This window comes from Spirosoma liriopis (assembly GCF_023196085.1).
Lineage (GTDB): Bacteria > Bacteroidota > Bacteroidia > Cytophagales > Spirosomataceae > Spirosoma > Spirosoma oryzicola.
Genome location: NZ_JALPRF010000002.1, coordinates 1,674,781 through 1,688,127 on the forward strand (window position 1 = coordinate 1,674,781; position 13,347 = coordinate 1,688,127).

Consider the following 13,347-nt stretch of genomic DNA (forward strand, 5'->3'; position numbering starts at 1 on the left):
TGTCTTTTGTTTGTTGTGCTTTGTTTCGCAAGTTGTTGCACAAAACAAAGTCCCCCCGTTTAAGGTCATAGCCTTTTATACGGCCAAAAACGATCAGGCGCATATCAGTTACGTGCACGAAGCGAACCGATGGTTTCCGCAGGCGGCTGCCCGGTACGGTTTTCACTTCGATTCAACAGACAACTGGGCTAATTTGAACCCGGATTTTCTGGCCAATTATCAGGTTGTGCTGTTTCTGGACACCCGCCCGGAAGAGCCGGCACAGCGAAGGGCTTTTCAGCAATATATGGAAAAAGGTGGGGCTTGGATGGGGTTTCACTTTGCCGGTTTCGCGCTGACTCCGTCGGCTTATCCGCAGAACTGGGATTGGTATCATAATCAGTTTTTGGGATCGGGTTCGTATAAAAGCAACACCTGGCGGCCCACATCCGCTACTTTGCGGGTTGAAGACCGCAAGCATCCGGCCACCAGGCGTTTACCTCAAACGTTCAGATCGACACCCAACGAATGGTACTGTTGGACAAACGATCTGAAAGCCAATCCAGACATTGACGTTCTGGTGTCCATCGATTCAACGAGTTTCCCGCTAGGAACCGGACCCAAGCCGCATGAGATATGGCATAGTGGTTATTACCCGGTGGTGTGGACCAACAAGAGGTACAAAATGCTGTACCTGAACATGGGCCATAACGACATTGACTACGAAAATAAAACCAACAAAGAACTGTCTTTCACGTTTGCCAGCGAGACGCAGAACCAACTGGTCATTGATGGCTTATTCTGGCTAGCGGGCGTAAAGCCGCCCGCCCAGAAATAAAGCCGTTTCTAGGACAACGCTTCCTGAAATAAGCTTAGTCGTTCGCGCATTACATAACTGCTAACCCCCGCATTCCAGCCGCCACCCCCTTTTACCGAGTAGATGCGTAATTCAGACGAGAGGGTAGCATAGCGGTCCAGTGCCTTAAACCAGACCGTCCGGTCACGGTAGGGAGCCAGTAAAACCCGGGCCTGGCTTAGCGTCCGGTGCTGCCGGGGCGACCAGATGGTGCGCTGGCGGTAGGCCGGGCCCTGACCATTCAACAAGTCGGGCAGTGACAGCGCCGGAGCCAGCGGTAACAATTCCCCCATCAGATACAAACCCAGTTCGACGTTGAGAAGCCGGTTGGCTACCATACCCGGAAGGGCGTGCCGGTAGCGTAGGCGAGTCGCCAGCGGCTCCTGCCAGCGCAAAAGGCTGGACAGGGCCGGGCGGGCTACGGTGGGATAGTTTGCTGTTAATTGGGCGTTCATTCGTATTGTTGTTCGTTGTTCATATCAAAGATGCAACTAGAAGAACGTAACGTTTTTACGTTGTACATCAAATCGCAACTTTTTTTCTTCCCGTCAAGCGCACTAGTTATGAGGGATTGACCAGATCATTGGTTAATCGATCCCGTGGCGGTCTGGCTTTCGGTTACTGGGGTACCGCTTTGAGCGTAGGAAAGTAATAGACGCGGAATAGGCCGTTGTCGTTAATGGCCCAGCCTTCCCGCACGGCCAAGGTGAATAACCAGTCTGACACTTCGCTTTGGTAGGCCCGATACCCCCGGTTGCGCAGAAACTGCTTTACAATCAATGAACTTGTCGCACCTTCGGCCAGAATCAGCGTTGTTGCGGCCAGACAAACACTGGCGGGAGTGAGTTGCTTGAGGGATGCGTTCATATCAGATTTTGATTTTAACCATGTACCGGACCGTGCACTGCGCTGGATTGTAAACGATAAATTCGTTTTTCAATAGACTGACACCCCGTTGGGCAAACACTGAATCGTAGGTTGGGTTGATGCGTTTAAGGGCGTCGCTGTCCAGTTGCTGGTACTTGACCTCGTGCTCTTTAACAATCATCTGCTCCCCGACGTGGACTTCGTAAATACCCAGATAGGCTTCTTTTTGCCGACCATTGGCCCAAACAGAACCGTGCAGTGAGGTGTAGTTAAGCGATTTGCTGAACTGATCGGCGAAGTAGATACCATAGCCAAACATCTTCCCCGTAATGACCGCATTGGCCGGACGTAATACAAGACCCGTTTTGAGGATCGACATCCAGTTTTCGCTGCGGCTGCCGTGCCAGAGAAGCTGCGTTTTCGGCTTTCGAGCCTGACCGACGTGAGCGTCAAAGGCGGCTTGCGTACTGGCCTGGCAAACGCTGAAAGCCGCATCGAACTTATCCGCATCCGGACCCATCATCTGCTTGATGAGTGTTAGCACCCGTTTGTCGGTGACGGGTTCAACCGTTAGGTTCATGGCTTCCAGCAAGCTCGGTGAGGGCAGATCGGCGTCTGTTTTCGACTGAGCCAGTTCGACTTGTCCACGCATAACGTCGAGCGTGTCCTGCTCACTGGCTAACTGGTCGTGCAGTTTCTGTACGTCATCGGCTGTTTGGGGAGACTGCGCCAGAAGATGCTCGCTTACTTTTCCCATTTTGCGGGGAATGACTTTGAACAGATCAAGCTGTTTCTGATTGTACGCCGGAACGTCAACGCTCAGCGCGATCAGCGCAGCTAGTTCATCCAGGAGTTGCTGAGCCGTTTCGACCTGTTTGCGGGTTACCTGTTGAGCGGAGACTACATAATTCTGGTAAATTGACTGGTTGGCAAACTCCAGGAGCCGACTCATCAGCCCGCGTACTGCCGGATCGGCAATGCTGCTAGCGTCCGTAGTTGTCGTTTTTTCGGCGTAGAGATGCGTCTGATCGACATAACCTTTGGCTAGTTTCTCCCGCATCTTTTTCGCCCACTGGGCAATCGGGTACGTCGCTACACTTTTCGAGCCGCCCACCCGTCCGTAATGCACCTCGAACGTGTCGTTATCCTGCTCGTATAGTTCATAAAATTTGTTGTTATTCTCCGCTGTTACCATGATCAGTTTCAGGGTTCGTAACGATCGGGCGGGCGGAGTTGGCGCAACGGGTTGGATAAGTACGGGTGGCGCCGTGGCTGGTTGTATCTTTTTTAAGGCGCGGGAGGGGTCAGCGTAGTCTTTGACTCGTTGTACTAGATTAGCAAGCATGAGCAGAAAGTGGTTGGGATGGGTAATAGTGATCCTGTCATTGCCCGAAAAAGCAATGGAATGGAAACGAAGAGAAATGGAACGGACTTAGCTTACCATCTGCTTCAGCGTAAAAATCCGGTTGCGGAAAAAGCCAACGGTCTTTTCGCAGAAGCGGCTACGGTCGGCGCTGATGTCGTAAGCCTGTAGTCGGTCGGGGATGGTTGTGTAGGCATCGAGCAAAGACGACCATACCGTGTGCTGTTGAATGTGGCTTAGTATAGCCCGGCCCCGGTTCAAAATCTTTAGTTGTTTGGGCGTCCAGGTTGGGCGATCCAGGAACGAGGAATTACTGCCACTGAGCAGGTTGGGTAAGTCATCGGGTGAAGCCGCCGGAACAAGTTGGGAAAGCAGAAACAAGCCTAGCTCGATGTCCAGCAACTGACCTGCCGACAACGTGGTCCGTTTTGATGGGCGGGGCTCAATGGCTGCGGCTGTCCACTGGTCCGGGGTGTTCAGGGCTGAAAAAAGCGGAGCAGACGGGCTTACTGCGCGATTGGGAGTGGGACGAAAGAAAGTGTTCATTAGTAGGGTTGTTTAAAAATTCACAGAACAAAGTTCTACCGGGAAGAGCGTAATCTTTTTACGTTCAAATTTTTTTGTGAAAATTTTTTCCAGCATCTTGCCTGACCATCCAATCGCAGAAACGCGTACTTCCCGACAATGCCTATCACCCGATCCGCCTTTCAGCGCTATCGACTCATCGATGAGATCATCAGCCGATACCCTCGTCAATATTCCAAACAGAAGCTGTTCGATCTTTGCCGGGACAAGTGCGGTATCCGGTCGATCTCGTCGCTGGAAAAAGACATTCAGCGGTTGCGGGAAGACCATGATGCGCCCATTGCTTACGACAAACGGCGTAACGGATATTATTACACCGATCCCCAGTTTCGACTGCTTCGCCTTATGCTTTCGCCGGACGATATGGAAGCGCTCGACTACGCGCGTGAAGTGCTAACGGCAACGCAGGGGGCGTCGGTGGCGGGCGAACTGGCGAATGCGCTTCAGAAAGTACGACAGAGCCTGGACATTATTCGGGAGGTAAAAACGGAAGGGTTGACCCGGAGGGTTGTTTACGTAGAAGAGCGGGTGCTGGGCGGCAATCGCCATTACGTACCCGTACTGATTCGGGCGATCAACCAGAACCGGCAGATTGCGTTTCGCTACCGGAAACACGAAACGGCGGTTGCCGAACCGGACGGCTTAGCCGAGGTGCCCAAACGGCGAGCCTTACATCCAATCCTGTTGCGCGAAGTAGCCGACAGCTGGTACGTAATCGGCTACGACGAACCAACGGGCAAAGAGCGTACCTTTGCCCTCGACCGAATGAGCGATCTGGAAATTACCGACGAAGCTTGCGCAGTTCCCCCCGATGTGTTGACAAACGTCAGCGAGTTGTTCGAACATATTTACGGCATCACCGACAGCAGCGGTCCGGTGGAAGAAGTCGTGCTATCGTTTTCGCCTTTGTTTGGCCGGTACGTGAAGGCGAAGCCAATCCATCAGACGCAGGAAGTTATTCGGGATACGGATACCGAATGCGTCGTTCGGTTGCGCTTAGCACCGAACCGTGACCTGCTCATGCACTTGCGGAGTTACGGCGAACACGTGGCGGTGTTGCAGCCCGCCAGTTTAGCACAGGCTATAAAAGAATCCCTCATGGCCACGCTGGCCCGCTACTAATTGGTCAAATCAGTATGTTTTCATTTACGGCGATCCTGCATAAGTTCGACAAAAAAGGCGAGAAGACGGGCTGGATCTACATCGAGATTCCGGTTGAGGTGACGAATGGGCTTAAACCGGATCAGAAAACATCCTTTCGGGTTACCGGCACCCTTGACGAATTTCCGATTAGGCAAGTTGCGCTGATCCCGATGGGCTGGTCCGATGGATTTGAAGGAACGTTTATTATGGCTATCAATGCCACTATGCGCCGGGGTATTCGAAAAGAAGTAGGTGCAACGGTACGAGTCGCCATCGAAGCCGATGATTCCCCCGTAGCGCTGTCCGCTGATTTTCTGGCTTGTTTGCAGGATGATACCGAGGCCCACCAGTTTTTTGAAACGTTGCCCAAAGGTCACCAGAACTATTTCAGCAAGTGGATTGACGATGCCAAGACGGCGGAAACCAAGGCTAACCGTATCGCAAAGGCCCTGCGCGGCTTGTCGATGCGGATGGGATACAGCGAGATGATCCGGTATTTTAAAAATAGACCGTAAGCCGTTTGGACGAAGGACAGAAAAATAAATCATTTCGCCGGAAGGTTATAGTCTAAAATCGGTTTGCTAAAAAGAAGCTAATTGATACAACCATGAACATTGCTTTTATCGGTCTGGGCCAGATGGGACAGGCTATCGCTCACAATCTCCTGAAAGGCGATCACACGCTGACCGTTTTTAACCGAAGCCGCGACAAGGCTGAATCGTTGCTACAGGCCGGAGCCAGCTGGGCCGATACGCCCGCCGAAGCCGTTGCTGAAGCCGACGTTGTGTTTACAATGGTCAGCGACGATGCCGCTTTGCGCAATATTACCCTGGGCGACTTTGGCTTTTTAACCGCGTTGCCCGAAGGCGGTATTCACGTTTCCTGTAGCACTATTTCGCCCGAGACAGCCCGTGAGCTGGCCGAACAACACCGGCAGAAAAATACCGAGTACGTAGCGTGCCCGGTATTTGGGAAACCCGAAGCGGCACAGGCGGCCAAATTATGGATCTGCACGTCGGGCAGCCAGTCGGCTAAAGATCGGGTTGGTCCGTTACTCGAACTGATCGGGCAGGAGACATATGATTTCGGTGACGACGTAGGGGCCGCTAATGTGGTTAAACTGGCGGGTAACTTTATGATCGGTTGTGCTATCGAAGCGATGGCCGAAGCATTTACATTGGGCGAAAAAAACGGCGTCGACCGGAAAGCGATGTGGGAGCTGTTCAGCAACACGCTCTTCGCATCACCGGTTTATAAAAATTACGGGAAGATGATTGCCGAGGAAGCGTATCAGCCCGTTGGCGCGTCGCCCGCGCTGATCCGGAAAGATATACGATTGGTGCTCGACACGGCTCAGCAGTCGATGGTTCCCATGCCGTTTGGAATGGTTGTCTTTCAGCAGTTAACGGCTACTGTTGCCAAAGGAATCGATAACATCGACTGGGCAGGATTCGCCGGAGAGGTATCCGAAAACGCAGGCGTCGGCAAACGGTAAGGCAATTGATATCGAGCGGTGGTGTCGGCGGGGCCGCCCGCGCGGTTCTCAAAACCGACACCACCGCTCGAAAATCGACACTCGCTTAACTGAACGGTAAGGTTATTTTAAGGCAGATGTTGCGGCCCATACCGTAGATGCCCAGTCGACCATTTGGCGATTCGGAAAAATACTCGAAGTATTTCAACCGGCTCAGGTTCGACTGATAAGCCACATCGAATACGTTGTTGACTTGCAGCAACACCCGTAGCGCAGGCCGGTTCTGACCGAGGTGAATCTGTCCGTCAACACCCGCATTAACGAGCGTGAAGCCAGCGGTGGCTGTTTCGGTGTTGTTCAACCCCAAATACCGATCCTGCCGAGCGTTGTATTCCACGTCGGCCTTCACCGTAACGTCTGATAGCCACCGTCGTCTCAGAGGCAGCGTCTGGCTCAGACCGGTAGAAACGCGCAGGGGCGGAATAAACGGCAGGTACTCCCCATTGACACCCGCATCAGAATAGATGTTGCCTCGGTTATAGCCGTAAACCAGCGCTACGCTGTTATCGAACGAAAAACCGCGCCAGCCGGTCGGGTGTACACTGAGCTGCGTTTCGAAACCATACAGTTGAGCGGACGATTGCTGATACTGGTACGTTCGGTTGCCGGGCACAATTACTACGGGATCGCCCTGGTCGTCAACGAGCTGCGCCAGATAAATGTAATTCTGAATGTAATTGTTGAAAACGCTGACGCCCAGATTCACATCGGGTAACGTCAATGTCAGGCCGATATCCTCCTGCAAGCTAAATTCTGGCTTAAAGTTACGGTTGCCGATGTACACAATGTGCGCACCCGGATCGAGCCCATTCGACGCAATTTCGGTAATGCTGGGTGCCCGATAACCACGCGCTATGTTGGCTTTCAACGCCAGCTTATCCGAGAATTCGTAGGTTAAACCAGCGCTCATCGACACGCCCGTGAAGGGCTGCTTTAAGCGAGGAAACTGCAACGTGGCCCCAGCGGTATCCGGAAGCGCAACTTTTTCGTCAAAGCCCGTTCTCGGGTTGGTACGCACGTAAAAATCGTCGCCCCGCAGCTGTCGCTGATCGTAGCGAAGACCACCGCTCAACGTTAGTTTCTCGACCTGCCATTTCAAAAAAACAAAGCTGCCGACGTCGAAAAGGGTATAATCCGGGATTGGGAAATCGGTACCCGCTTTGTTTTTGTTGGCCTGATACATACCGTTGACCCCCACACTCGCCGAAATATTGGCCAGCGTAGGAAGGTTGTAGCGCAGTCCGTAGTTCAGCGTGTTCAGGCGTACGTACAAACCCGCCTGATCGGTACGGGTGGGGTGGTTATATTCCCGGCGTACGTTTTGCTGAAAGGCCAGCAGGAAGTCAAGATCGCCCTTGCCGACTTCATAATGGTTATTGGTATGAATGCGGTAATGCTGAATATGCTGGTGCAAGGGGCTAAGCCGGTACGAAGTCAGTTCACTGGCGGGTACGATGGGGCGATTCTTGATGTCATCCGCGTCTGATTCGGCGACCTGCCTCGTAAACTGGCGGGTCAGCGAATCGCGGCTCCCATCGGGAATTCCCTGCAAATTGTCGTACAGCGAAGCGCCAAAGCGGGAATAGCCGCGTTGACCCGTATAGCCCAGCATAGCCGTCGCCGTTCGTTCGGAAAAGCCGGTGTTATAGACGCGACCGTCAATCTTGTTCTGGTAGTTGGTCGCGGCCCGTATCGATCCCCGCAGATTCCAGGCCCAGCGCGAGTTTCCCGACATTAAACTAATCGATTCACCCAGCAACCGGTTGTTCGACTGGTATTCGGTCGTAGCGCTCACTTTGAGTTTGCCTTCCGTATTTTTTGGGTAGATAGGCATCATGCTGACTACGCCCGCCAGCGCATCGGAGCCGTACATCAAGCTGGCGGGTCCCTTAATAACCTCGGCCCGGTCGATGTTATAATTGTCAACTTCGACGCCGTGTTCGTCGCCCCACTGCTGGCCTTCCTGCCGGACCCCATCGTAGAGGGTCAAAACGCGGTTATAGCCCAGACCCCGAATAAACGGTTTTGAAATGTTCGGACCGGTTTTAACGGCAGTCAGGCCGGGCGCATTTTTGACCAGAACATCAATGATATTGCTGTTGGCTGTGCTTTCGATGGCGCGGTGCGAAATAGCCAGAATTGCCACCGGGTTTTGCCGAAGCAATGTACTGCGTGTAACACCCGTCGTAACCACCACTTCGTTGAGCGTGTTGGTCACGGGCAATAACGTAACGGCGTAGCTGTCCGTTGCGGGCTCTATCTGGATGGTATCGGACTGATAGCCAACGCAGGAAATAACCAGTTGACGCGTGAGTGAGTCGGCGGGAATAGACAGTGTAAACTGACCTCTGGCGTTGGTCAGCGCCCCTTTTCGCTGACCAAGCAGGCTGATTGTACCAAAAGGAACGGCTTTGCGGTTATCCGCGTCAATGACCGATCCGGAAATAACTCGATTGGGCGATGGCTGTGCATAAGCAAGCCCTCCCATCAGCCCAAGGCTGATTAAGAAGAAAAATGATTTCATTCAGGAAGATTTCGTTTGGTTGAAGGCTCCAATGGAATGCAGCAAAAACGACCGGTCAGAAGGCCGGTGTGCGCAGAACAAGAAGTTACCGAACGACAGGTGGTCCCCGATGAGCAAAACACGTAAAGGAAGTAGCGGAGCGAAACGAGTAGGTTTTTGACCAGAAAAGGCAATGCTGGTAGCTCCGCAACAAGAAAAGAAACGCAAAAAAGGCGCTTACAACAACCGGCAGGTGGGCCGCCAGATCCAGCAGCAGTATTTCCTGAGCCGTGTGGTTGTTGGGTAAAATGGGCCCTTTACCAAAAGGCCAATAGGGGTGAGCGTGAACAATCACGCGACCATCTGATAATCGGTGAGCGTGTCGAAAGACCACGCCGTTGGCCCAAATAGCCAGAAAGAGCCCTAGCAGAATCCGGGCCAACTGGAGTCGGTGTGTATGGAGCCAACCGATCATTTGTTCTTACACTACAGAATAGATAGTCAAATTGTCGGCCAAATATAAGAAACATTAGTTATGCCAATTTATCTATTTACTTTTAGGACGAGCTGTAAAACGGATAAATCAGCGGATTATCAAAGAATTCAGGCGAATTGAGTACATGGGGACGAACGTCGAAAACAAAACGGTTATTATTTCCGGAGCCTCACGGGGCATTGGCCGGGCAACGGCGATGCTATTGGCTCAGCATGGCGCTAATGTGATTGTCACCGCCCGCAATGCTGATGACTTAAATGAGCTTCAGGTAGAAGCTACGCAAGGATCGGTTCGCGGGAAGATCATTGTCGCACCCGGCGACGTTAGCAACGAGTCAGCTATGGCTGCCGTGGTCAAAACGGCTTATGACCAATTCGGTCGTATCGACGTAGTGATCAACAACGCGGGTTACGGAATTTTCAAAAACGTGGATGAAATCTCCGTCGAGGAGTGGGACAGTCTGATGGCGACCAACGTGAAAGGTACGTTTTTGCTGACCAAAGCTGCTCTCCCAATCCTGAAAGCACAAGGATCGGGGCATATCGTTGTCGTAGCCTCCGATGTAGCCAAGCGTACGTTTGCCGGTGGCTCGCTCTATACGGCCAGCAAGTACGCCCAGGAAGCTTTTATGGGAGCCTTGCGGAAAGAAGTACGACCGTTCGGTATCAAAGTCACTGGTATCTACTCGGGTCTGGTCGATTCGCATTTTCACGCCAAAGGTCACGGCCATGAGACATCGACCCATTACCTGCAAAGCGAAGACATGGCCGAATCCATGTTGTTCATCATCAGTCGTCCCGCTCACGTTGTCATTGATGAGTTTATGGTCCATCCGTTGGCGCAGGACTATTGATGACTAACGGTACGAGGTTCGCCGAAACAGCTTAAGCGGTTGGCCCGACTTATATGTGCCGGTACGTTTTTACGTATGCCGATGGCGTTTGACCAGTGATGTCCTTAAATTGCCGGTTGAAGTTCGACAGGGTTCGGAAACCACTTTCGAAGCTGATCTGCGTAACACTTAACTTACCACCGATGAGCAATTTACAGGCATGACCGATGCGCACCTCGGAGACGAATTCAGAAAACGTTTTATTAGCCCGCGCTTTAAAATACCGGCAGAAAGCCGGCGGAGTCATGCCCGCCAGATCGGCAACGGTTTCGAGGCTCAGATCGTCCGGGAAATGGCCCAGTACGTAGTCGTGGACAAGTTGCATCCGGTCGGTTTCCGTTGGTTTAACGGTATTGGTGTAGCCGGGGCTGGTAATGCGCTGGTAGTCCATGGCATGAGAAAGGTCGTTCAGCAGAATCAACAGACTAATGACCCGTTCAAAACCAACGGACTGTCTGGTCATGCTCTGGAGTGCTGCTTCGGCGCGGGCGCGGGTTGGTCCTGTCCATTCCAGCCCCTGACGAGCCTGGTTCAGCAATTGCCGCAACAACGACATTTCCTGGTTTTTGAAAAAATCCGTACCAAGGAAATCTTCGGCAAAGTAAACCACGATTCCACGGGTGGCTAACCCGGATTGTTTTTGAAAATAATCCTGATCGCTGCGCCACAGATGCGGCAAATTAGGGCCAAGAAAAACCAGATCGCCGGGACCAAACGGTTTGATGGAGTCGCCGATAAACCGGGTCCCGCTGCCTTCTTCTACCAGAAAAAGCTGGTAGTGGGGATGAAAGTGCCAGTTTGGGTCAAAGTGCGATTCAACTAATTCTTTTACGATAAAAGAAGTGGCAACCGGTTCGAGATCTTTACGGAGAGGCTGTTTCATTCAATTACTCCTTTTTAACGTAAATAAAGGATTCTTTTGCGGTTTTGTGTGAAAATAAAGTCAGTATCCGCTAATAAAAGCCGCAATATGATGCGGGCTACTCGTTACATTTGTTTAATTTTTTAGAGACTGAATATGAATAAGCTAGGAATGAATCTGTTCGTCTGGACGATGTCAATGGACGAAGACCTCTCTGGTACGCTTTCGTTCCTGAAAACGAGCGGCTTTGATTTTGTCGAAATACCGATCAATAACACGGATCTTGACAAATGGGAGCGTATCGGTCAGCAGTTGGCTGAACTAGGACTAGGCGTACAGGCTTGTACGCTCTGCGGGGCAGAACACGATCTGATCAATGCCGACGAATCGATTCGCCGGGCGGGTATCGAACACCTGAAAACGGTTGTCGACTGTGCCGCGCTGGCGGGAGCAACCATTCTGATGGGACCGTTTTATGCCGGCTTCAAAGTCTTTAGCGGCAAACCGGCGACAGCCGACGAATGGGCCTGGTCGGTGGAAGGTATGCGGGAGGTAGCTGCGTATGCCGAAACCAAAGGGGTCATACTGGCGATGGAATACCTGAACCGTTTTGAAACGTATTTGCTTACCTGCGCCGATGAACTCGTTCGTTACGTAGAAGCGGTTAATCACCCCAACTGCCAGGCCGCGTTTGACACATTCCACGCGAATATGGAGGAAAAAAGTATCGCTGACGCACTCCGGAAAGTAGCTCCTTATTTGGTACACGTGCAGATTTCGGAGAACGACCGCTCGACGCCGGGGCAGGGGCATATCAATTTCGATCAGGTTTTCAACGTGTTACACGAGATCGAATACAATGGTCCTATCGCCATCGAAGCGTTTGGACCAAATCCGCCCGAGTTGGCAGCCGCCACCCACATTTTCAGACCCATGTTTGAATCGCCCGAGCAGTTGGCGGTTGACGGACTGGCTTTTATCAAAGAATATACCAAGCGCGTACCCGAGTCAACCAGCGAAGCGATCGTATCCTAACGTATTCGCTCTTGTTCACTCATTAACTTCTTAACTTTTTTGACGAATGATTAACGTTGCCATTGTGGGCCTTGGATTCGGGGCCGAATTTATTCCCATCTATCAACGCCATCCAAATGCGAACATGTACGCTATCTGCCAGCGTAACGTGCAAAAGCTAAACGAGATCGGCGATGCGTACGGCATTGAAAAACGGTACAGTAATTACGATGAACTGCTGGCCGACCCCAATGTTGACGCTGTACACATTAACTCACCGATTCCGAATCACGCTGAACAGACCCTGAAAGCCCTGCGCGCAGGTAAGCACGTTGCCTGTACGGTACCGATGGCTACGACGGTTGAGGATTGCAAAGCCATTGTACAGGCCTGCAAGGAGAGCGGCAAAAAATACATGATGATGGAGACCGTGGTATACAGCCGTGAGTTTCTGTTCGTTAAGGAATTGCACGAAACCGGCGAGTTGGGTAAAGTGCAGTTTTTGAAAGCCAGCCATCAGCAGGATATGGACGGCTGGCCGGATTACTGGCCTGGTTTGCCACCCATGCACTACGCTACGCACTGCGTCGGTCCGGTAGCGGGTCTGCTGAAACTCGAAGCGGATTACGTGTCGTGCTTTGGTTCTGGTACGATTCGGGAAGATTTGGCAAAAATTCACAACTCACCGTTTGCCGTTGAGTCGGCACACATCAAATTCAAGGATAGCGATTTGTCGGCGTACGTCTATCGGTCGCTGTTCGATGTGGCACGGCAGTACCGCGAGAGTTTCGAAGTATACGGTGATAAAAAATCGTTCGAATGGCAACTGATCGAAGATGAGCAGCCGGTCATTCACACGGCGAAGAAACCCGAACCGGAGATTCCAGAGAAAGTAACCGTACCTGATTACGCGCATTACCTGCCGGAAGAAATTCAACGATTTACCACGAAAGGCGTTTACGACGCCGACGAACAGCAACACCTGTCCTTTACGCAGGGGGGCGGCCACGGCGGATCGCACCCGCACATGGTTCATGAGTTTGTGTCGGCCATTGTTGAGGACCGCGAACCATTCCCCAATGCTGCCCAATCGGCCAACTGGACGAGTGTGGGAATTTTGGCGCACGAGTCGGCTCTTCAAGGTGGGCAGCTAATTAAGCTGCCGGATTTTGGAAGCATCTAATCTAAACGCAGCGGTTGTTGCGATGAGATAGAGCATAAACCGTGTTCTGTTTCCGATAAATAACCGCTGT

General features: G+C 52.1%; 14 protein-coding genes. 7 read left to right on the plus strand and 7 right to left on the minus strand.

The features are described from left to right. Nucleotides 1-10: 10 nt before the first annotated feature. The gene (locus tag M0L20_RS15925) at nt 11-817 is read left to right on the plus strand and encodes a ThuA domain-containing protein (protein ID WP_248478096.1); all 807 of its coding nucleotides are present in this window, start codon (nt 11-13) and stop codon (nt 815-817) included. Nucleotides 818-825: 8 nt separating this feature from the next. Here the strand turns inward: M0L20_RS15925 and M0L20_RS15930 are convergent, their stop codons facing one another. From M0L20_RS15930 to M0L20_RS15945, 4 genes are all read right to left on the minus strand, one after another. Next, complete coding sequence (locus M0L20_RS15930) at nt 826-1,290, minus strand: pPIWI_RE_Z domain-containing protein (protein WP_248477918.1); 465 nt, start codon at nt 1,288-1,290, stop codon at nt 826-828. Between the two features lie 163 nt (nt 1,291-1,453). Then, complete coding sequence (locus M0L20_RS15935) at nt 1,454-1,702, minus strand: hypothetical protein (RefSeq protein WP_232561905.1); 249 nt, start codon at nt 1,700-1,702, stop codon at nt 1,454-1,456. Nucleotide 1,703: 1 nt separating this feature from the next. Further along, nucleotides 1,704-3,047, minus strand: a complete 1,344-nt coding sequence (locus tag M0L20_RS15940) for an ADP-ribose polymerase (protein ID WP_248477919.1) — start codon at nt 3,045-3,047, stop codon at nt 1,704-1,706. A gap of 87 nt (nt 3,048-3,134) precedes the next feature. After that, entirely contained in the window at nt 3,135-3,611 is a 477-nt protein-coding gene (locus M0L20_RS15945) for a pPIWI_RE_Z domain-containing protein (RefSeq protein WP_248477920.1), read from the minus strand. Nucleotides 3,612-3,749: 138 nt separating this feature from the next. On the opposite strand from M0L20_RS15945, the gene M0L20_RS15950 reads away from it, so the two are divergent. From M0L20_RS15950 to M0L20_RS30330, 3 genes are all read left to right on the plus strand, one after another. Continuing rightward, nucleotides 3,750-4,772, plus strand: coding sequence for a helix-turn-helix transcriptional regulator (locus M0L20_RS15950; protein ID WP_248477921.1), 1,023 nt, complete (start codon nt 3,750-3,752; stop codon nt 4,770-4,772). 14 nt (nt 4,773-4,786) lie between these two features. Then, the gene (locus M0L20_RS15955; RefSeq protein WP_248477922.1) at nt 4,787-5,308 is read left to right on the plus strand and encodes a YdeI/OmpD-associated family protein; all 522 of its coding nucleotides are present in this window, start codon (nt 4,787-4,789) and stop codon (nt 5,306-5,308) included. An 80-nt stretch (nt 5,309-5,388) separates the two neighbouring features. Then, nucleotides 5,389-6,288 (plus strand): NAD(P)-dependent oxidoreductase, encoded by a 900-nt coding sequence (locus M0L20_RS30330; RefSeq protein WP_354004200.1) that lies wholly within the window; start codon nt 5,389-5,391, stop codon nt 6,286-6,288. 85 nt (nt 6,289-6,373) lie between these two features. Here M0L20_RS30330 and M0L20_RS15965 read toward each other — a convergent pair whose 3' ends face one another. Both M0L20_RS15965 and M0L20_RS15970 read right to left on the minus strand, forming a co-directional pair. Beyond that, nucleotides 6,374-8,851 (minus strand): TonB-dependent receptor, encoded by a 2,478-nt coding sequence (locus M0L20_RS15965; protein WP_248477925.1) that lies wholly within the window; start codon nt 8,849-8,851, stop codon nt 6,374-6,376. An 85-nt stretch (nt 8,852-8,936) separates the two neighbouring features. Continuing rightward, nucleotides 8,937-9,305, minus strand: a complete 369-nt coding sequence (locus M0L20_RS15970; protein WP_232561912.1) for a DUF8478 family putative metalloprotein — start codon at nt 9,303-9,305, stop codon at nt 8,937-8,939. Between the two features lie 145 nt (nt 9,306-9,450). Between M0L20_RS15970 and M0L20_RS15975 the strand changes: the two genes are divergently transcribed. Next, nucleotides 9,451-10,179 carry an SDR family oxidoreductase gene (locus tag M0L20_RS15975; protein ID WP_248477926.1) on the plus strand — a complete coding sequence of 243 codons (729 nt, stop codon included), beginning with the start codon at nt 9,451-9,453 and terminating at the stop codon, nt 10,177-10,179. A gap of 49 nt (nt 10,180-10,228) precedes the next feature. On the opposite strand, the gene M0L20_RS15980 is transcribed toward M0L20_RS15975, so the two are convergent. After that, a complete protein-coding gene (locus M0L20_RS15980; RefSeq protein WP_232561914.1) occupies nt 10,229-11,101 on the minus strand; it encodes an AraC family transcriptional regulator in 873 nt (290 codons plus the stop codon). A 135-nt stretch (nt 11,102-11,236) separates the two neighbouring features. Between M0L20_RS15980 and M0L20_RS15985 the strand changes: the two genes are divergently transcribed. Both M0L20_RS15985 and M0L20_RS15990 read left to right on the plus strand, forming a co-directional pair. Next, entirely contained in the window at nt 11,237-12,115 is an 879-nt protein-coding gene (locus M0L20_RS15985) for a sugar phosphate isomerase/epimerase family protein (protein ID WP_232561915.1), read from the plus strand. A gap of 46 nt (nt 12,116-12,161) precedes the next feature. Continuing rightward, entirely contained in the window at nt 12,162-13,277 is a 1,116-nt protein-coding gene (locus tag M0L20_RS15990) for a Gfo/Idh/MocA family protein (RefSeq protein WP_232561916.1), read from the plus strand. Nucleotides 13,278-13,347: the final 70 nt, after the last annotated feature.